18 protein-coding genes are annotated in these 19,158 nt (G+C 66.5%); 8 read left to right on the top strand and 10 right to left on the bottom strand.

All coding sequences use genetic code 11. The features are described from left to right. Nucleotides 1-9: 9 nt before the first annotated feature. The 7 genes from DIE23_RS24530 to DIE23_RS24500 form a co-directional block, all read right to left on the bottom strand. A complete protein-coding gene (locus DIE23_RS24530) occupies nt 10-1,065 on the bottom strand; it encodes a bifunctional UDP-4-keto-pentose/UDP-xylose synthase (protein ID WP_059680085.1) in 1,056 nt (351 codons plus the stop codon). After that, nucleotides 1,062-2,009, bottom strand: a complete 948-nt coding sequence (locus DIE23_RS24525; RefSeq protein WP_124614499.1) for a formyltransferase — start codon at nt 2,007-2,009, stop codon at nt 1,062-1,064. Before DIE23_RS24525 ends, DIE23_RS24530 begins: the two co-directional genes overlap by 4 nt. Next, nucleotides 2,006-3,028: a glycosyltransferase gene (locus tag DIE23_RS24520; protein ID WP_124614498.1), complete on the bottom strand. Its 1,023-nt coding sequence runs from the start codon at nt 3,026-3,028 to the stop codon at nt 2,006-2,008. The genes DIE23_RS24525 and DIE23_RS24520 overlap by 4 nt, the downstream gene beginning before the upstream one ends. Before the next feature lie 6 nt (nt 3,029-3,034). Then, nucleotides 3,035-4,186, bottom strand: a complete 1,152-nt coding sequence (locus tag DIE23_RS24515; protein ID WP_124614497.1) for a DegT/DnrJ/EryC1/StrS aminotransferase family protein — start codon at nt 4,184-4,186, stop codon at nt 3,035-3,037. A 140-nt stretch (nt 4,187-4,326) separates the two neighbouring features. Further along, nucleotides 4,327-4,698, bottom strand: coding sequence for an SMR family transporter (locus DIE23_RS24510; RefSeq protein ID WP_124614496.1), 372 nt, complete (start codon nt 4,696-4,698; stop codon nt 4,327-4,329). 13 nt (nt 4,699-4,711) lie between these two features. Next, nucleotides 4,712-6,388, bottom strand: a complete 1,677-nt coding sequence (locus DIE23_RS24505; RefSeq protein WP_124614495.1) for a glycosyltransferase family 39 protein — start codon at nt 6,386-6,388, stop codon at nt 4,712-4,714. Nucleotides 6,389-6,523: 135 nt separating this feature from the next. Next, nucleotides 6,524-6,898 carry an Mth938-like domain-containing protein gene (locus DIE23_RS24500; RefSeq protein WP_006754746.1) on the bottom strand — a complete coding sequence of 125 codons (375 nt, stop codon included), beginning with the start codon at nt 6,896-6,898 and terminating at the stop codon, nt 6,524-6,526. A gap of 317 nt (nt 6,899-7,215) precedes the next feature. Between DIE23_RS24500 and DIE23_RS24495 the strand changes: the two genes are divergently transcribed. The 6 genes from DIE23_RS24495 (at nt 7,216) to DIE23_RS24470 (ending at nt 13,582) form a co-directional block, all read left to right on the top strand. Then, nucleotides 7,216-8,454, top strand: coding sequence for a pyridoxal phosphate-dependent aminotransferase (locus DIE23_RS24495; RefSeq protein WP_124614494.1), 1,239 nt, complete (start codon nt 7,216-7,218; stop codon nt 8,452-8,454). A 55-nt stretch (nt 8,455-8,509) separates the two neighbouring features. After that, nucleotides 8,510-9,838, top strand: coding sequence for a homoserine dehydrogenase (locus DIE23_RS24490; RefSeq protein WP_124614493.1), 1,329 nt, complete (start codon nt 8,510-8,512; stop codon nt 9,836-9,838). Nucleotides 9,839-9,852: 14 nt separating this feature from the next. Further along, the gene (thrC, locus tag DIE23_RS24485; RefSeq protein WP_124614492.1) at nt 9,853-11,304 is read left to right on the top strand and encodes a threonine synthase; all 1,452 of its coding nucleotides are present in this window, start codon (nt 9,853-9,855) and stop codon (nt 11,302-11,304) included. Between the two features lie 266 nt (nt 11,305-11,570). After that, nucleotides 11,571-12,818: a gephyrin-like molybdotransferase Glp gene (gene glp / locus DIE23_RS24480; protein ID WP_124614491.1), complete on the top strand. Its 1,248-nt coding sequence runs from the start codon at nt 11,571-11,573 to the stop codon at nt 12,816-12,818. Between the two features lie 19 nt (nt 12,819-12,837). Beyond that, nucleotides 12,838-13,095 carry a molybdopterin converting factor subunit 1 gene (gene moaD, locus DIE23_RS24475; RefSeq protein WP_124614490.1) on the top strand — a complete coding sequence of 86 codons (258 nt, stop codon included), beginning with the start codon at nt 12,838-12,840 and terminating at the stop codon, nt 13,093-13,095. Between the two features lie 10 nt (nt 13,096-13,105). After that, complete coding sequence (locus DIE23_RS24470; RefSeq protein ID WP_124614489.1) at nt 13,106-13,582, top strand: molybdenum cofactor biosynthesis protein MoaE; 477 nt, start codon at nt 13,106-13,108, stop codon at nt 13,580-13,582. A 68-nt stretch (nt 13,583-13,650) separates the two neighbouring features. On the opposite strand, the gene DIE23_RS24465 is transcribed toward DIE23_RS24470, so the two are convergent. Next, nucleotides 13,651-14,211: a group III truncated hemoglobin gene (locus DIE23_RS24465; protein WP_124614488.1), complete on the bottom strand. Its 561-nt coding sequence runs from the start codon at nt 14,209-14,211 to the stop codon at nt 13,651-13,653. A gap of 266 nt (nt 14,212-14,477) precedes the next feature. Between DIE23_RS24465 and DIE23_RS24460 the strand changes: the two genes are divergently transcribed. Beyond that, on the top strand, nt 14,478-14,996 hold the full coding sequence (locus DIE23_RS24460; RefSeq protein WP_124614487.1) for an Rrf2 family transcriptional regulator: 519 nt from the start codon (nt 14,478-14,480) through the stop codon (nt 14,994-14,996). 156 nt (nt 14,997-15,152) lie between these two features. Further along, on the top strand, nt 15,153-17,750 hold the full coding sequence (gene clpB, locus DIE23_RS24455; RefSeq protein ID WP_124614486.1) for an ATP-dependent chaperone ClpB: 2,598 nt from the start codon (nt 15,153-15,155) through the stop codon (nt 17,748-17,750). A 128-nt stretch (nt 17,751-17,878) separates the two neighbouring features. Here clpB and DIE23_RS24450 read toward each other — a convergent pair whose 3' ends face one another. Continuing rightward, nucleotides 17,879-18,310, bottom strand: coding sequence for a YidB family protein (locus DIE23_RS24450; protein WP_124614485.1), 432 nt, complete (start codon nt 18,308-18,310; stop codon nt 17,879-17,881). Nucleotides 18,311-18,398: 88 nt separating this feature from the next. Then, a complete protein-coding gene (locus DIE23_RS24445; protein WP_124614484.1) occupies nt 18,399-19,016 on the bottom strand; it encodes a helix-hairpin-helix domain-containing protein in 618 nt (205 codons plus the stop codon). Between the last annotated feature and the right edge of the window lie 142 nt (nt 19,017-19,158).

Raw genomic sequence — 19,158 nt, 5'->3', positions numbered from 1 at the left:
AGCGTCCCGTCAGTTCTGCTGCTCGACCAGCGCACGCGCGTCGGCGACATGGCCGCGATACGCTTCGAAGATCTTGCGCAGCGCGTCGTCGAACGTCGATTGCGGCGCCCAGGCGAGCTCCTGCATCGTGTTGTCGATCTTCGGCACGCGGTTCTGCACGTCCTGGTAGCCGTTGCCGTAGTAGGCGCCCGACGTCGTTTCGACGAGCTGCACCTGCTTCGCGGAGCCGGCGTATTCCGGGTATTCGGCGGCCAGTTCGAGCATCTTGTGCGCGAGTTCGCGAACCGAGAAGTTATTCTTCGGATTCCCGATGTTGTAGATCTTGCCCGACGCGATGCCGTTCTTGTTCTCGATGATCTTCATCAGCGCGCTGATGCCGTCGTCGATGTCGGTGAACGCGCGCTTCTGCGAGCCGCCGTCGACGAGGCTGATGTTCTCGCCGCGCACGATGTGGCCGAGGAACTGCGTGACGACGCGCGAGCTGCCTTCCTTCGGCGTGTAGATCGAGTCGAGGCCCGGGCCGATCCAGTTGAACGGACGGAACAGCGTGAAGTTCAGGCCTTCCATCCCGTAGCCCCAGATCACGCGGTCCATCAGCTGCTTCGAGCACGCGTAGATCCAGCGCGGCTTGTTGATCGGGCCGTAGGTGAGCGCCGATGCGTCCGGGTCGAACTGCTCGTCCGAGCACATGCCGTAGACCTCGGAGGTCGACGGGAACACGAGGTGCTTGCCGTACTTGACGGCCGAACGCACGATCGGCAGGTTCGCCTCGAAGTCGAGCTCGAACACGCGCAGCGGCTGCTGAACGTACGTGGCCGGCGTCGCGATCGCCACGAGCGGCAGGATCACGTCGCACTTCTTCACGTGATACTCGACCCACTCCTTGTTGATCGTGATGTCGCCTTCGAAGAAATGCATCCGCTCGTGGTTGACGAGGTCGCCCAGACGATCGGTCTGCATGTCCATGCCGAACACTTCCCAATCGGTGGTTTCAAGAATGCGCTTCGACAGGTGATGGCCGATGAAGCCGTTCACACCCAGGATCAGGACTTTTTTTGCTTTCATGAATGACGGGGAGAATGAATGAACTGCGCGAATTCCGCGGGCGTCACGACGGTTTCGCTGCCGTCGCGCTGCTGCCACAGCTCGAGAATGGATAGGGCGCGGCTGTCGCCGCAAACGCCGAATAGCGCATTATCGCTTACGTGCAGGCCGGGCGGCAAATCCGCTGCTGCGGCGGCGATCGCGCTGCCGGGTGCCGCGAGGCGCGCGCGGGCGATCACGAAACGCGTGCCGCCGACGTCGGTGAACGCACCCGGATACGGGGGCGCGACCGCGCGTACCAGGTTGTAGACCTGCGCGGCCGGCTTCGACCAGTCGACGCGGCCGTCTTCCGGCTTGCGTCCGCCGTAGTAGCTGCCGCTCGCGAGTTCGTTCGGCAGATGCGGCGCATCGCCCGCGAGCAGCGCGGGCAGCACGCGCCAGAGCGTCTGCTCGGCGGCGACCGTCACCTTGTCGAACACCTGCGTGGCTGTGTCGTCCGGCAGGATCGGCACCGCGGTCTGGCCGATGATCGCACCGGCGTCGGGCTTCGCGGCCATCTCGTGCAGCGTCGCGCCGGTTTCCGTTTCGCCATTCAGCACGGCCCAGTTGGTCGGTACCCGACCCCGGTATTTCGGCAGCAGCGAACCGTGCATGTTGTACGCGCCGCGCGGCGCGATCGCGAGCAGGTCCACCGGCAGCATGTGGCGGTAGTAGAACGAGAAGATGAACTCGGGCTGCGCGTCGGATACCGCGCGGCGCAGTGCCGGATCGGCGGGGTCGGCCGGCGTGACGACCGGGATCCCGTGCTCGGCGGCGACGGATGCGACGCTGCCGAACCAGATGTTCTCGTTCGGGTTGTCCTCGTGCGTGACGACGAGCGCGACGTCGACGCCGCGTGCCAGCAGCACCTGCAGGCAGCGCACGCCGACGTTGTGATACGCGAAGACGACGGCGCGCGGCTTCATTGCACGGCCCCCGTGCGGTTCGTGCCGGCCGGCACCGCCGGCATGCCGTCGTGCTGTTCGAGCACGGCCTGGATCAGGTAGCGCGGCCGTGCACGCACCTGCTGGTAGATGCGGCCGACGTATTCGCCGAGCAGGCCGAGCGCGAAGATGATCACGCCGAGCAGGAAGAACGTGATCGCGAACAGCGTGAACACGCCTTGCACTTCCGCGCCGACGATGAAGCGGCGCACGAGCAGCAGCACGAACAGCGCGGCGGAGCCGAGCGACAGGATCACGCCGATGAACGACAGCCACTGCAGCGGCACGACCGAGAAGCCCGTCACGAGGTCGAAGTTCAGCCGGATCAGGCTGTACAGCGAGTACTTCGACTCGCCCGCGAAGCGTTCCTCGTGCGCGACCTCGATTTCGGTCGGGTTCTGCGCGAACGTGTACGCGAGCGCGGGGATGAACGTGTTGACTTCGCCGCACACGTTGATCGTGTCGATGATGCGGCGGCTGTATGCGCGCAGCATGCAGCCCTGGTCGGTCATCTTGATCCGCGTGATGCGCTCGCGCAGCCGGTTCATCATCTGCGACGCCTTGCGCCGCCACAGGCTGTCCTGACGCTGCTTGCGGATCGAGCCGACGTAGTCGTAGCCCTCGCGCATCTTCTCGATCAGCTTGCCGATTTCCTCGGGCGGGTTCTGCAGGTCGGCGTCGAGCGTGATGACGATCTCGCCGCGCGACTGCGCGAAGCCGGCGAGGATCGCCATGTGCTGGCCGTAGTTGCCGTTGAGCAGCACGACGCGCGTCGTGTCGGGGCGCACGTGGAACTGGTCCGCGAGCATCGCGGCCGAGCGGTCGCGGCTGCCGTCGTTGATCAGGATCACTTCGTACGACGTGCCGAGTGCGTCGAGTGCCGGGTACAGCCGCGCGTACAGCGCAGCCAGGCCATCTTCCTCGTTGTACACGGGGATGATGATCGATACTTCCGGGTTCGCGGCGCCCGGATGCCCGGCGCGTGCTTCAAGGTGACTCATGTACGCTTATTTTCCGTATTGTTCGCAAATCTGGTTGATGGCGTCGGCCACGCGACGCACGTCGTCTTCCGTCATCTGCGTGAAGAGCGGCAGCGTGACGGTCGACGCGCCGTATCGTTCGGCGTGGGGGAACATGCCCTCCTTGAAGCCGCGCGCACGATACAGCGTGAAAAGATGGATGGCCGGGTAGTGGACGCCCGTGCCGATGCCACGTTCCTTCATCTGCGCCATGAAATCGGCGCGCGACAGCGACAGCCGCTCGAGCGGCAGCGTGACCTGGAACATGTGCCAGTTGCTGTTCTCGAAATCGGCGACGGGCAGGCCGAGCCCGAGCTTCACGGCCGGGCCGCCGTCGAGCGCGGCGAAATACGCGCGCACGAGTGCGCGGCGCTGCGCGGTGAAGCGCTCGATGTGCGGTAGCTGGCCGAGGCCGACGCGCGCGGCGACGTCGGTCAGGTTGTACTTGCCGCCGAGCACGTCGCAGTCCATCCCGTCGAAACCGGTGCGCGTGATGCCCTGCAGCCGGTACTTCTGCGCGAGCGTCGCCTCGTCCTCGCTGTTCAGCACGAGCGCGCCGCCTTCGATCGTCGTCAGGTTCTTGTTCGCATGGAAGCTGAACGACACGATGTCGCCGAGCGCGCCGATGCGCTTGCCTTTCCACGTCGAGCCGAGCGCCTGCGCGGCGTCCTCGATCACGCGCAGGTTGTGCGCGCGTGCGATCGCGTACAGGCGGTCCATGTCGACCGGCAGGCCGGCCAGGTAGACCGGGATGATCGCCTTCGTGCGCGGCGTGATCGCCTGCTCGAGCTTGTCGAGATCGATGTTGCGCGTGACGGGATCGATATCGGCGAACACAGGCGTCGCGCCGGTCTCGAGAATCACGTTGCTGGTCGACACCCACGTCGCCGGCGTCGTGATCACCTCGTCGCCGGGGCCGACGCCCGCGATGCGCAGGCCGATCTCGAGCGTGCAGGTGCCCGAATTGAACGCGCGAACCGGACGGCCGCCGCAATACTCGGACAGCGCGGCTTCGAATTTCTGGCACTGCGGGCCGGTGGTGATCCAGCCCGAGCGCAGCACGTCGACGACGCCCTGGATGGTTTCCTCATCGATCTCGGGGCGGGTGAACGGCAGAAACGGAGCAGTAGTCTGGTTCATGAACGCGTTGGCCTGTAATGGCGTGTAATAAAGGGGTCGGGCGATCCGGCCCAAAACCGGCATTAAACACCGGTTGGGGGATTCGTACCGTGATTTTTTGTAGGCGGACGCTTAATGCTCGTCGGGTCTGCCGGGCGTGCTCAACTGCGCGCGAGCACGAGCACGCCGATCAGGATGATGCCGATGCCGATGAGTCGCTGGACCGACAGCACCTCGCCGAACAGGTACCAGGCGGCGAACGCGTTGACCACGTAGCCGAGCGACAGCATCGGGTACGCGATCGACACGTCGACCCGCGACAGCCCGAGAATCCAGACGACGACGCTCAGCACATAGCAGCCGAGGCCGCCGATGATCGGCAGCTGGGTCGCGATCTTCAGGCCGACCGGGAGGATGTTCGCACGGCTGAATTCGAAGTGTCCAACGGCGTTGACGCCGGCTTTCAGCAGAAGTTGCGCACAGGCGTTGAGCATCACGCCGGTGATGATGCAGACGAACGAAACGGGATTCATGCGGCGGGCGTCCTTACGATTGCGGTTTCTCGACGATCACGCGGCGGTTGTCGCGCGCGATCACGCGCATCGGCACGCCTTGCTTGACCAGCGTGTCGTACTGGCCGGGCGGCATGATCGCGAGCGCATGGGTTTCCTGCTTCCAGCGTTCGATCCATTGATCGACGGTCGGGATCCATTTGTTCGGCTCGACCGAGATCCCGAATGCGAGCTCGTCCTGGCGCTGGACCATGATCGTCGTGTGGCCCATATAGAACGGGAACGTGTGATCGAGCATCTCGATCGAGTAGAACGGCGTGTCGGGCGGCAGTTTCGCCAGTTCGGCGCGCACGGCGGGCGCGAGCAGCGCGCCCGAGCTGTAGCGGCCGAATTCGTCGTGACCGGTGCCGCCGATCGTGCCGAACGCGAGCCACGCGGCGCCGAACGCGGTGATCGCGGCCGCGACGCCCACGCGGCGGTTCAGCCAGGCGGCCGCGAGCGTCAGCGCACCCGCGACCGCGAGGCCCGCGTACAGCCACATCTGGAACGCGCGGTACAGCGCGTTCGGCGTGCGGGCGTCGCCCAGGTACGCGAGGAAGATGATCCCGAACGCCGCGACGACGATGAACACGAGGTAGCCGAGCAGGTGGCGGCGGAACCGGTCGGCGCTCATCAGCGGCAGGTACGCGCCGATCATCAGCGCGAGCGCCGGCGCGACCGGCAGCACGTACGAGATCAGCTTCGAATGCGATGCGCTGAAGAACAGGAAGATGAACGCGCTCCAGATCAGCAGCACGAGCATCGGGGAGAAGCCGTTCGGCTGGCGCGGCATGCGCAGCGCATGGCGGAGGCTCTGCCATGCGACCGACAGCCACGGTAGGAAGCCGACCAGCAGCACCGGCACGAAATAGTAGAGCGGGCCCGGGCGGTTCTGTTCCGGGGTCAGGTACCGGCGGAACTGCTGGACGATGAAGAAGAAGTTGAAGAACTCGGGGTTGCGCTGCTGGACGAGCACGAACCACGGCGTGACGATCGCGAAGAAGATCACGAGGCCGCTCACCAGATACAGCCGCTTCCACAGCGCCCAGTCGCGGGCGATCAGCGTATAGAGCACCAGCACGGCGCCGGGCAGGATCAGGCCGACGAGGCCCTTGGACAGCACGGCGAACGCCATCGCGGCCCAGCACGCCCACATCCAGCCGCGCACCGCGCCCGCCTGCAGTCCGGGCCGCTGCGCGAGCAGCAGCGAGCAGAGCGACAGCGTCATCCAGAACGCGAGCCCCATGTCGAGCGCGTTGAAGTGACCCATCAGGTTCCAGTACGGCGAGCATGCGAGCACGACGGCGGCAAGCAAGCCGGACAGCGGGTTGAACAGGCGCGCGCCCGTGAAGCCGACCAGCAGCACGCCGGCGAAGCTGGCGAGGGCCGTGTAGAGGCGCGCCTGCCATTCGCCGATGCCGAACCACGCGAACGTCAGCGCGTTCAGCCAGGTCTGCAGCGGCGGCTTCTCGAAGTACTTGTAGCCGTTGTAGCGCGGCGTGATCCAGTCGCCGGTGACGAACATTTCCCGTGCCATCTCCGCGTAGCGGCCTTCGTCGCTCGGGATCAGGTGGCGCAGCCCGAGCGGCGCGAACCAGACGATCGCGAGCGCGACGAGCAGGAGGACGAGCGTGATGCGATTGAGCGGTAGCCTCGACGGCGTATCGTTCATGGATTTTCAGCCTGTTGGTTGTTGTAGGAGCCGCCGGCGGGTTGCGCCGGGGGCGGCCGGCTTGCCGGTTACCGATCCGCGTGATGATCCGGGGATCGACCCGGTGTGCCGGCCCGAGTTTTACCGCATCGGGGATTAACGTTCAATTAAGAGCGCGGCGGCGACTTTGCGGCCCTCGGCCATCAGGATGTTGTAGGTGCGGCAGGCAGCCTGGAAATCCATCGTCTCGACGCCGATCCGCTTGGCCGTCAGCGCGGCCACGAGGCGCGGGTGCGGGAAGCGCAGTCGCGCGCCGCTGCCGAAGATCACGAGTTCGGGCGCCGGGTCGAGCAGCATCGCGAAATGCTCGGGCGCGAGCGCGTCGAACGACGACACGGGCCAGTCCCGCACCGGTGCGCCGGGCAGCACGATGACGCTCCCCTCGTGGCGTTGGAGGTTGACGTCGACATAATCGGGGCCGTAGCCGGTGACGGTGTTGAGCGCGCCGCTCGTGTCCTGGTGCAGTTTCAAATCGGTATTCCGCGGTTCCGTGGAGGGGGTGTCTGGCAAGGGCCGCACGGGCCCGGACGTCCGGTTTCGCGGCCGGCGCAAGCGGGACGCCTGACGGCGCGGGCCCGCAGCGGCCATGGTGCATTGCGAAAGTCGGCCAAAATCCGCTAAATTATAACTTTTTGGTCGCCCCCGGGCGCCACTTGCATCGTGCGCCGCCACAAGCCGCGTCCGACCGCCCGCTTTTTTCCCCAGTCTAGACAGCGCGCACAGACCGGCCGCTCTCCAGTTTTGATCCCGTCCCCCGGCCGCAAGGCCAACCCAGGAACCGTGTCGTCGTGAAACCGATTCAGAAGTCGAACAAGCTGCTCAACGTCTGCTACGACATCCGTGGCCCGGTGCTCGAGCACGCGAAGCGCCTCGAGGAAGAAGGCCACCGCATCATCAAGCTGAACATCGGCAACCTCGCGCCGTTCGGTTTCGACGCGCCGGACGAGATCATCCAGGACATGATCCGCAACCTGCCGGCGTCGTCCGGCTATTCGGATTCGAAGGGTGTGTTCTCGGCCCGCAAGGCCGTGATGCACTACACGCAGCAAAAGGGCGTCGTCGGCGTCGGCCTCGACGACATCTACATTGGCAACGGTGCGTCCGAGCTGATCGTGATGGCGACCCAGGCGCTGCTGAACGACGGCGACGAAGTGCTGCTGCCGGCGCCCGACTACCCGCTGTGGACGGCCGCCGTGAGCCTGTCGGGCGGCACGCCCGTCCACTACGTGTGCGACGAGCAGAACGCATGGATGCCTGACCCCGACGACATCCGCCGCAAGATCACGCCGAACACCAAGGCGATCGTCGTGATCAACCCGAACAACCCGACCGGCGCGCTTTATTCCGACGAATTGCTGCTCGAGCTGCTCGAGATCGCGCGCCAGCACGGGCTGATCGTGTTCGCCGACGAGGTCTACGACAAGATCGTCTACGACGGGCTCGAGCACACGGCGCTGGGCTCGCTGTCGGAAGACGTGATCACCGTCACGTTCAACAGCCTGTCGAAGAGCTATCGCTCGTGCGGCTACCGCGCGGGCTGGATGGCCGTGTCGGGCCTCGGCGGCGACAACCGCCGGCGCGCGAAGGATTACCTGGAAGGCCTCGGGATCCTGTCGTCGATGCGCCTGTGCGCGAACGTGCCCGGGCAGTTCGCGATCCAGACCGCGCTCGGCGGCTACCAGAGCATCAAGGAACTGATCGTGCCGAGCGGGCGCCTGTACAAGCAGCGCGAACTCGCGTATGACATGCTCACGTCGATTCCCGGCGTGACCTGCGTGAAGCCGCAGGCCGCGCTGTACATGTTCCCGCGCCTCGATCCGAAGCTCTATCCTATCCAGAACGACCAGCAGTTCATCCTCGACCTGTTGCTCGAGGAACGCGTGCTGCTCGTGCAGGGGACGGGTTTCAACTGGGCGGCGCCGGATCACTTCCGCGTGGTCTTCCTGCCGAACCTCGACGACCTGACCGATTCGATCAACCGGATCGCACGCTTCCTCGACGGCTACCGCAAGCGCCATTCGGTCTGAGCGGACCGAGTCCTCCGGCATTCATTCATTCTCTTACTCATCGATCACACGCAGCATGGAACCGATCAAAGTTGGCCTGTTGGGCTTCGGCACCGTCGGCAGCGGCACCTTCACGGTACTGCACCGCAACCAGGAAGAAATCAAGCGACGCGCGGGGCGCGGCATCGAGGTCGCGCGCATCGCGGTGCGCAACCCGGCCAAGGCGCAGGCCGCGCTCGGCGGTAACGCCGGCGCCGCGCAGATCACCGACGATTTCAACGCGGTCGTCGACGATCCGTCGATCTCGATCATCGCCGAGATGATCGGCGGCACGGGCATTGCACGCGAGCTCGTGCTGCGCGCGATCGCGAACGGCAAGCACGTCGTCACGGCGAACAAGGCGCTGCTCGCGGTGCATGGCACCGAGATCTTCGAGGCCGCGCGCGAGAAGGGCGTGATGGTCGCGTTCGAGGCGGCCGTCGCCGGCGGCATCCCGATCATCAAGGCGCTGCGCGAAGGGCTGACCGCGAACCGCATCCAGTACATCGCGGGCATCATCAACGGCACGACGAACTACATCCTGTCGGAAATGCGCGACCGCGGCCTCGACTTCGCGACGGCGCTGAAGGCCGCGCAGGAGCTCGGCTACGCGGAAGCCGATCCGACCTTCGACATCGAGGGCGTCGACGCCGCGCACAAGGCGACCATCATGAGCGCGATCGCGTTCGGCGTGCCGGTCCAGTTCGACCGTGCGTACGTCGAAGGCATCAGCAAGCTCGACGCGACCGACATCCGCTACGCGGAAGAGCTCGGCTACCGGATCAAGCTGCTCGGCATCACGCGCCGCGCCGAAAACGGCATCGAACTGCGCGTGCACCCGACGCTGATTCCAGAGAAGCGCCTGCTCGCGAACGTCGAGGGCGCGATGAACGCGGTCGTCGTGCACGGCGACGCGGTCGGCACGACGCTGTACTACGGCAAGGGTGCCGGCGCGGAGCCAACCGCATCGGCGGTCGTCGCGGATCTCGTCGACGTCACGCGCCTGCACACGGCCGACCCCGAGCATCGCGTGCCGCATCTCGCGTTCCAGCCGGACAGCCTGTCGAACACGCCGATCCTGCCGATCGAGGAAGTGACGAGCGGCTACTACCTGCGCCTGCGCGTGGCCGACCAGACCGGCGTGCTCGCGGACATCACGCGCATCCTCGCCGATACGGGCATCTCGATCGACGCGTTGCTGCAGAAGGAGTCGGAGCAGGTCGACAACGCGAACGGCGAAACCGACATCATCCTGATCACGCATGTGACGCTCGAGAAGCACATCAACGCGGCGATCGCGCAGATCGAGAGCCTCGCGACGGTGGTCTCGAAGGTGACGAAGCTGCGCATGGAAGCACTGAACTGAGGACCGGGAACGACATGAACTACATCTCCACGCGCGGCGCCGGCATCGGCGAGCGCCACACGTTCTCCGACATCCTGCTCGGCGGCCTCGCGAAGGACGGCGGGCTGTACCTGCCGGCCGAGTACCCGAAGGTGTCCGCCGACGAACTCGCACGCTGGCGCACGCTGCCGTACGCGGATCTCGCATTCGAGATCCTGTCGAAGTTCTGCGACGACGTGCCGGCCGACGACCTGCGCGCGATCACGCGCCGCACCTACACGGCCGCCGTATACAGCAACACACGCCACGGCGAGAACGCGTCAGACATCACGCCGCTGAAGACGCTCGGCACCGAGAACGGCGCGGCGCTGTCGCTGCTCGAACTGTCGAACGGCCCGACGCTCGCGTTCAAGGACATGGCGATGCAGCTGCTCGGCAACCTGTTCGAGTACACGCTCGCGAAGCACGGCGAAGCGCTGAACATCCTCGGCGCGACGTCGGGCGACACGGGCAGCGCGGCCGAATACGCGATGCGCGGCAAGGCCGGCGTGCGCGTGTTCATGCTGTCGCCGCACCAGAAGATGAGCGCGTTCCAGACCGCCCAGATGTTCAGCCTGCAGGATCCGAACATCTTCAACCTCGCGGTCGAAGGGGTGTTCGACGACTGCCAGGACATCGTGAAGGCCGTGTCGAACGATCACGCGTTCAAGGCGCAGCAGAAGATCGGCACGGTCAACTCGATCAACTGGGCACGCGTCGTCGCGCAGGTCGTGTACTACTTCAAGGGCTATTTCGCGGCGACGACGTCCAATGACGAGCGCGTGTCGTTCACGGTGCCGTCGGGCAACTTCGGCAACGTCTGCGCGGGCCACATCGCGCGGATGATGGGTCTGCCGATCGCGAAGCTCGTGGTCGCGACCAACGAGAACGACGTGCTCGACGAGTTCTTCCGCACGGGCGCATACCGCGTGCGCAGTGCCGAGAACACGTATCACACGAGCAGCCCGAGCATGGACATCTCGAAGGCGTCGAACTTCGAACGCTTCGTGTTCGACCTGCTCGGCCGCGATCCGGCACGCGTGATGCAGCTGTTCCGCGACGTCGAGGAGAAGGGTGGGTTCGACCTCGCGGCGAGCGGCGATTTCGCACGTGTGGCCGAATTCGGCTTCGTGTCGGGCCGCAGCAGCCACACGGACCGCATCGCGACGATCCGCGACGTGTTCTCGCGCTACGACACGATGATCGATACGCACACGGCCGACGGCGTGAAGGTCGCGCGCGAGCATCTCGACGCGGGCGTGCCGATGGTCGTGCTCGAGACGGCCCAGCCGATCAAGTTCGGCGAGACGATCCGCGAAGCGCTCGATCGTGAGGCCGAGCGGCCGGCTGCATTCGACGGGCTCGAGGCGCTGCCGCAGCGTTTCGAGGTCGTGAAGGCCGACGCGCAGCAGGTGAAGGACTTCATCGCCGCGCATACGGGCGCGTAACGTAGCACCGGGCTAGCGCCGGGCCACGGGGTCGCAAGCCCGGCGGCACGGGACGGCCGGAATGCCGATTCGTCGCACGGATCGGGGTTCCGGCCGTTTCGTTTGGCGACGGCCGTGCGCAGGCGTGCCATCCGGTGCACGACGAAACAAGTGCCAGTGCCGCGTGTTCGCGCCGATCACAGTTGTCGCATGTTCGGCATATCGCGCGTCCGCGGGACGGCGTCGCTACAATGACGTATTGACTCCAACGATTCCCGATTCCATCGATGTCGAACTCGATTCCCGCGGCGCCGCGCGCGCCGATGCTGTCGACTGCCGAAGCGCTCGCCGCGCTGCTCGAAGCCGCGAAGCCGCTGCCCGGCGCCGAAACCGTCGCCACGCTCGATGGGCTCGGCCGCGTGCTGGCGACCGACGTGAGCTCGCCGCTCGACGTGCCGCCGATGCATACGAGCGCGATGGACGGCTATGCGGTGCGCGTCGCCGACCTGCTGCACGGCGAGCGGCGCCTGCCGGTGTCGCAGCGGATTCCGGCCGGTCATCCGGCCGCGCCGCTCGCGGCGGGCACGGCTGCGCGGATCTTCACCGGTGCCACGGTGCCGCCCGGTGCCGACGCCGTCGTGATGCAGGAGCAGACATCGGCCGACGGCGACGCGGTCGAGATCCTGCACACGCCGAAGGCCGGTGAATGGATCACCGCGCAGGGCGCGGACATCCGCCAGGGTTCGGTGATCCTGCCGGCCGGCACGCGGCTCACGCCGCAGGCGCTCGGCCTTGCCGCGTCGGTCGGCTGCGCGCAGCTGTCGGTCGCGCGGCGGATTCGCGTCGCGGTGTTCTTCACCGGCGACGAACTGACGATGCCGGGCGAGCCGCTGAAGCCCGGCGCGATCTACAACTCGAACCGCTTCACGCTGCGCGGGCTGCTCGAGCGGCTCGGCTGCCACGTGACCGACTACGGGATCGTGCCCGACTCGCTCGCCGCGACCCGCGACACGCTGCGCGAGGCCGCGCGCGATCACGACGTGATCCTGACGAGCGGCGGCGTTTCGGTCGGCGACGAGGACCACGTGAAGCCGGCCGTCGAGGCCGAAGGGCGGCTCGCGTTGTGGCAGATCGCGATGAAGCCGGGCAAGCCGCTCGCGTTCGGTGCGGTGCGTCGCGGCGACGAACGTCCCGACGCGCATTTCATCGGGCTGCCGGGCAACCCCGTGTCGAGCTTCGTCACGTTCCTGCTGTTCGTGCGGCCGTTCCTGCTGCGCCTGTCCGGCGTGCGCGATGTCGCGCCGCGCGCGGTGTCGCTGCGCGCGGACTTCTCGCAAAGCAAGGGCGACCGGCGCAACGAATTCCTGCGCGCGCGCGTCAACGCGGCCGGCGGCCTCGATCTGTTCCCGAACCAGAGCTCGGCGGTGCTGACGTCGACGGTCTGGGGCGACGGCCTGATCGACAATCCGCCGCAGCACGCGATCAGCGCGGGCGAGACCGTGCGTTTCATTCCGTTTTCCGAACTGCTGTCGTAACGCGACGGCTTCCCGACCTATGAAGATTCAGCTGAAATTCTTTGCAAGCGTGCGCGAGGCGCTGGGCGTGTCCGACGAGCAGGCCGACGTGCCGGACGGCGTGACGACCGTCGGCGACGTGCGCGCGTGGCTGCGCCTGCGCGGCGGCGCGTGGGCCGAGACGCTCGCCGAGGGGCGTGCGTTGCGCATGGCGTGCAATCACGAGATGACCGACCCCGCTACGCGGCTCACCGACGGTTGCGAGGTCGCGTTTTTTCCGCCGGTGACGGGCGGTTGAGAGGCTTGCGATGGCGACGGTAAGAGTCCAGACCGACGATTTCGACCTGAACGCCGAAGTGGCGGCGCTGCGCGCGCGCAACCCGAAGATCGGCGCGATCGCGTGCTTCGTCGGCACCGTGCGCGACCTGAACGAAGGCGATTCGGTCGCCGCGATGGAGCTCGAGCACTATCCGGGGATGACCGAGAAGGCGCTCGAGGAGATCGCCGCCGAGGCCGGCCGGCGCTGGCCCGGAATCGACGTCGCGATCGTGCATCGCGTCGGCCGGCTGCTGCCGCTCGACCAGATCGTGATGGTCGCGACGGTCGCGTCGCATCGCGGCGATGCGTTCGCGTCGTGCGAATTCGTGATGGACTACCTGAAGACCGAGGCGCCGTTCTGGAAGAAGGAAACGACGCCGGACGGCGAGCGCTGGGTCGATGCCCGCAGTACCGACGATGCGGCGCTCGCGCGCTGGGGCGTCGAATCGGGCAACACGCCGCGTTGAGTGCGGCGTGCGCGTCATGCGGCCATGTGCCGCAGGCGTTCAAGCGTTCAATCGTCGCGCATCGCCTGTCAGGCGTCCGAATCGACGCTGCGCCCGATGATTCTCGTCGGAAACGGCTCGCCGCGGGCGCGTGACGGCAGCGCGTCCGGATCGTCGCTCGTGTCGCGGCGGCGCGGCGCGATCGCGTCGAGCAGCGCCTGCTGCTCGGGCGGAATCTGGTAATCCCAGCCGAAGCGGCTCAATTGCAGGCTCTGCGCGATCCGCAGCGCGGGCTCCATGAAGCGGATGGCCGCGGGCGGCGTGTAGCGCCCCTCGACGGTCTTCAGGAACAGCGACAGCCAGCGGCTGAAATGCGCGGGCTCGATCCCGTCGAGCGGCTGGTGCGCCTGCTGCACGTTGCCGCGATAGCCTTTGGTGCCGAGCACGAGGCTCGACCAGAAACTCACCATCTTCGGCAGATGGTCGTCCCAGCGGCCGTACAGCTTCGCGTCGAACACGGGGCCGAGCAGGGGATCGGCGCGCACGCGGTCGTAGAACGCATACACGAGGTCGCGGATGTTGTCTTCGGTCGGTTCGGCGTCGCGGAGGCGGGCCGGAGCGGTATCGGGCGAGGCAGGCAGGGCGGTCATGGCAAAAAAGGGCCGGGAAATTCGGGGCATCGGCACCGTGTCGGCGGAACGGCAGCGCAGGCAACGCGCAGGACGCCGACGGAATTTTGACGCAAAATAGCGTCCACCAATGCCTGAAGAATGCGTAGATGTCATGCATCTTATTGCGCGCGGGCCGTCCCGGCAACCCGGCGCCGTCAAGCGGCCTCGACAGCCGCCCCGGCGCGCGTTTCGATTGACTCGGCTCGCCTAATTGGGGCGCGATTGATAATTTTCCGTATTCGCTCATGAGACTCACCGACTACACCGACTACTCGCTGCGCGTCATGCTGTACCTTGCCGTGCGCGGCGAGGGGCTCGCGACGATCCAGGAGATCTCGGACGCCTACGGCATCTCGAAGAACCATCTGATGAAGGTCGTGCAGCAGCTCGGCGAGCTCGGCTGGGTCGATACCGTGCGCGGCCGCAACGGCGGGCTGCGGCTGTTTCCGGAATCGCTGAAGCTGACGGTCGGCCAGGTGGTGCGTGCGACCGAGAGCGATTTCGCGCTGGTCGGTTGCTTCGCGGCCGACGGCGACGAGTCGCGCGGCTGCGTGATCGAGCCGCAGTGCCGCCTGAAGGGCGTGCTGGCGGCCGCGCGCGACGCATTCTTCACCGAACTCGACCGGCACACGCTCGGCGAGCTGGCCGTGCCCGCATCGCCGCTCGTTGCGCTGCTGGGCATTCGTCCGATCGCGCTGGTGCGTGCCGAGCTGTCCGGGGATGGCGTACCGGCGTCCGCCGAATCGCAGTCGAAGGCCGGCTGACACGCCGGCGCCATACCCTGTCATCCGGCTGCAGCCCGTCCGCGGGCCGCCGCGTCGCCGCCCGGCGATTTTTGCGCTGAATCAACCCGAATTTCGCTTGAAACCCGTATAACCATCCTCATCTTGGTGTTAATCGAAAATTGGAGGTCTCACCAAATGAGAATCGACAAGCTCACCACCAAGTTCCAGGAAGCACTCTCGGACGCGCAGAGCCTCGCGGCAGGCCGCGACAATCAATACATCGAACCCGTTCACGTGCTGGCGGCGCTGGTCGCACAGCAGGACGGCTCCGCCCGCTCGCTGATGTCGCGCGCGGGTGTTCACGTGCAGGCGCTGCAAGGCGCGCTGAACGAAGCCATTTCGCGCCTGCCGCAAGTGACGGGCACGGGCGGCGACATCCAGATCGGCCGTGAGTTGGCCGGGCTGCTGAACCAGGCCGACAAGGAAGCGCAGAAGCTCAACGACACGTTCATCGCGAGCGAGATGTTCCTGCTCTCCGTGTCCGACGACAAGGGCGAAGCCGGCAAGCTCGCCCGTCAGCACGGCCTCACGCGCAAGGCGCTCGAAGCCGCGATCGCCGCGGTGCGCGGCGGCTCGCAGGTGCACAGCCAGGACGCGGAAAGCCAGCGCGAGGCGCTGAAGAAGTACACGGTCGACCTGACCGAGCGCGCCCGTGCGGGCAAGCTCGACCCGGTGATCGGCCGCGACGACGAAATCCGCCGCTCGATCCAGATCCTGCAGCGCCGCACCAAGAACAACCCGGTGCTGATCGGCGAGCCGGGCGTCGGCAAGACCGCGATCGTCGAAGGGCTCGCGCAGCGGATCGTCAACGGCGAGGTGCCGGAGACGCTGAAGGGCAAGCGCGTGCTGTCGCTCGACATGGCGGCGCTGCTCGCCGGCGCGAAGTACCGCGGCGAGTTCGAGGAGCGCCTGAAGGCCGTGCTCAACGACATCGCGAAGGACGAAGGCCAGACGATCGTGTTCATCGACGAGATTCACACGATGGTCGGCGCCGGCAAGGCCGAAGGCGCAATGGACGCGGGCAACATGCTGAAGCCGGCGCTGTCGCGTGGCGAGCTGCACTGCATCGGCGCGACCACGCTCGACGAATACCGCAAGTACATCGAGAAGGACGCCGCGCTCGAGCGCCGCTTCCAGAAGGTGCTCGTCGACGAACCGAGCGTCGAGGCGACGATCGCGATCCTGCGCGGGCTGCAGGAGAAGTACGAACTGCACCACGGTGTCGACATCACCGACCCGGCGATCGTCGCCGCGGCCGAGCTGTCGCACCGCTATATCACCGACCGCTTCCTGCCGGACAAGGCGATCGACCTGATCGACGAGGCTGCGTCGAAGATCAAGATGGAAATCGATTCGAAGCCCGAAGAGATGGACAAGCTCGATCGCCGGCTGATCCAGCTGAAGATCGAGCGCGAGGCCGTCAAGAAGGAGCAGGACGAAGCGTCGCAGAAGCGCCTGCAGCTGATCGAGGAAGAGATCGAGCGTCTCGGCCGCGAATATGCGGACCTGGAAGAGATCTGGACCGCCGAGAAGGCCGCGGTGCAGGGCAGCGCGCAGCTCAAGGAAGAGATCGAGAAGGTGCGCGCCGACATCGCGCGTCTGCAGCGCGAAGGCAAGCTGGAGAAGGTCGCCGAACTGCAGTACGGCAAGCTGCCGCAACTCGAGTCGCAACTGAAGCAGGTCACGCAGGCCGAAGAGCAGGAGCAGCACAACCCGACGCGTCCGCGTCTGCTGCGCACGCAGGTCGGCGCGGAGGAAATCGCGGAAGTCGTGTCGCGCGCAACCGGGATTCCGGTGTCGCGGATGATGCAGGGCGAACGCGAGAAGCTGCTGCACATCGAGGAGAAGCTGCACGAGCGCGTGGTCGGCCAGCACGAGGCAATCAGCGCGGTCGCGGATGCGATCCGTCGTTCGCGCGCGGGTCTCGCCGATCCGAACCGCCCGTACGGCTCGTTCCTGTTCCTCGGCCCGACGGGTGTCGGCAAGACCGAGCTGTGCAAGGCGCTGGCGGCGTTCCTGTTCGATTCGGAAGAGCACCTGATCCGCATCGACATGAGCGAGTTCATGGAGAAGCACAGCGTCGCGCGACTGATCGGCGCGCCGCCGGGCTATGTCGGCTACGAGGAAGGCGGCTACCTGACGGAAGCCGTGCGCCGCAAGCCGTACAGCGTGATCCTGCTCGACGAGATCGAGAAGGCGCATCCGGACGTGTTCAACGTGCTGCTGCAGGTGCTCGACGATGGCCGCATGACCGACGGGCAGGGGCGCACGGTCGACTTCAAGAACACGGTGATCGTGATGACGTCGAACCTCGGCTCGCAGGTGATCCAGGCAATGACGGGTTCGCCGCAGGAAGAGATCAAGGACGCCGTGTGGCTCGAGGTGAAGCAGCACTTCCGCCCGGAGTTCCTGAACCGGATCGACGACGTCGTCGTGTTCCACGCGCTCGATCGCAGCAACATCGAATCGATCGCGAGAATCCAGCTCGCCCGCCTGCACGACCGGCTCGCGAAGCTCGACATGGCGCTCGATGTGTCGCCGGCGGCGCTCGAACAGATCGGGAAGGTCGGCTACGATCCGCTGTTCGGCGCGCGGCCGCTGAAGCGCGCGATCCAGCAAGAGATCGAGAACCCGGTCGCGAAGCTGATCCTCGCGGGCCGCTTTGGTCCGAAGGACGTGATCCCGGTCGACGTCAGCGACGGCAAGTTCGTGTTCGACCGCGTCGTGCACTGATCGCCGGTGATCGGCCGCACGCCCGGTTCGCGCCGGGCGCGCAAAAACAAACACCCCGCTCAGGCGGGGTGTTTGCATATGGCGCGGCCGAAACCGCTGCCGCAGCTGTCAGCCGGTGCCGTGCGGGCTCAGGCCTGCTTGTTGCCGCCGAACATGCCGGCGAGCTGCGTGAGCGTGCCGAGCACGTTCGACGTGTCGACCTGGCCGCCGGCCGGCACTTCGCCGTTCGGCGTCGCGCCGTTGACGACGTGCGGCAGCACCTGCGCGAGGATCGACGATGCCTGGGACGGATCGATGCCGACCTTGCTCGCGAGCGCGCCGACGACGTCGGAGCCGAGCACGTTCTGCAGCGTGTCGGCCGAGATCGGCTGGTTTTCGCCGTTGCCGACCCACGAGCCGATGATGTCGCCGGCGCCGCCGGCCTTGAACTTCTCGATCAGCCCGTTCAGACCACCCGGCTGGTTGTTGATGAATTCGAGCGCGGTCGTGATGAGTGCGCTTTGCGAGTTGCCGCCGGCCTGGCCGCCGATCAGACCGCCAACGATATCGAGGAGACCCATGGTTCTTCACCTTCACTGAAAAGGGCGCCGTGACGACGGCGCCCGTTGAACGAATGCCGCACGCACGCCATCGCGCGCGCGGCGCACATCAGGCGCCCGACGCCGCGGCGGCGGAGGCTGCCTTGTCCTTCTTGCTCTTCTTCTTCGAACCCTTCGTCGCCTTCGCGGACGACGCTGCGGCGGGCGCGCTCGCACTCGCGCCCGCGTCGGCGGATGCCGCCGAGGCTGCGGCCGCCTTGTCCTTCTTCGATGCGCGCTTGCTCTTGGCCGGCTTGGTCGCCGCGTCCGGTGCGCTCGCGGCCGGTGCCGTCGCCGTCGTGCCGGCCGTCGCCGTCGCCGTCGTCGACGTCGATGCGGTGCCTGCCGACGTCGTGGCCGACGGGGTCGCAGAGGTCGTCGCGGCCGGTTTCGACAGCTTCACGCCTTTCGGCGGTGTCGACGAGCCGCCGATCGTCAGGCCATTTTCCTCGAGATGCCCGACCGACTTCGTGCCGAGACCCTTCACGCGGTTCGCGAGATCGTCCGCGTCCTTGAACGGGCCGTTCTTGGTGCGTTCGTCGATGATCGCCTTCGACTTCACGGGCCCGAGGCCCTTCACCGATTCGAGCGCGGCCTGGTCGGCCGTGTTGACTTCGACGGCCGCGGCGAGGCCGGCGGCGAGCGACAGCGATAGCGCGACGAACAGCATCAGCAGCTTTTTCAGCATGGCAAAGGCTCCCTGGTTCTGACGGATGAATGGCTGTTGCAACGGACGGCGGGGCGAGGCCTGGCCGGGCGCCGCCGTTAAGCATAGGACAAATGCGTGCCCTTTTTGAGACAGGCTGGCCGAATCTTGCTGAAAGCTTGCG

Source organism: Burkholderia sp. Bp9143, from assembly GCF_003853645.1.
Classification (GTDB): domain Bacteria; phylum Pseudomonadota; class Gammaproteobacteria; order Burkholderiales; family Burkholderiaceae; genus Burkholderia.
This window is presented reverse-complemented; position numbering and strand designations above follow the sequence as displayed.